The following is a 428-nucleotide window of genomic DNA, read 5'->3' as shown; positions in this document are numbered from 1 at the left end:
GCTCAGAGGTGCAGCGCCGACGAGAACGGGGGACGGATCAGTCATGTCTCGATTCCACACCTCGGAGGTCGCTTCCGTCAGGGGGTCGTGACATGCTGTGTCTGTGATCCCAGACACAGGACATGAACCGGTGACCTCGGGTGAGCCGCAGGTTCCCGCGGCCGATCAGACCCTGCGCATCCTCCGTTACCTGGCCGGCCGCCCGGCACCCGTCGCCGCGTCGGCGATCGCCCGCGAGCTCGCCCTCCCCCGCTCGACCGTGTATCACCTGCTCACGACCCTTGCCGCGCACGGGTTCGTGATGCACCTGCGCGAGGAACGCCGGTGGGGGCTCGGCACCTCGGCGTTCGAGCTCGCGGGCGGCTACTCCCGCCAGCAGCCGCTCGCCCGACTCGGCAGACCGCTGATCGCTGCGCTCTCCGACCGTC

At 69.9% G+C, this 428-nt stretch carries 1 protein-coding gene; it reads left to right on the top strand.

Annotation, left to right across the window (positions count from 1 at the left end; translation table 11 throughout):
* Nucleotides 1–97: 97 nt before the first annotated feature.
* A partial coding sequence (locus tag RTM68_RS11845; protein WP_312171104.1) for a helix-turn-helix domain-containing protein occupies nucleotides 98–428 on the top strand: 331 nt, incomplete at its 3' end.

The organism is Microbacterium sp. (assembly GCF_031988965.1).
Taxonomy (GTDB): domain Bacteria; phylum Actinomycetota; class Actinomycetes; order Actinomycetales; family Microbacteriaceae; genus Microbacterium.
The sequence above is the reverse complement of the archived record's forward strand: the minus strand, read 5'-3'. Positions and strand labels throughout refer to the sequence as shown.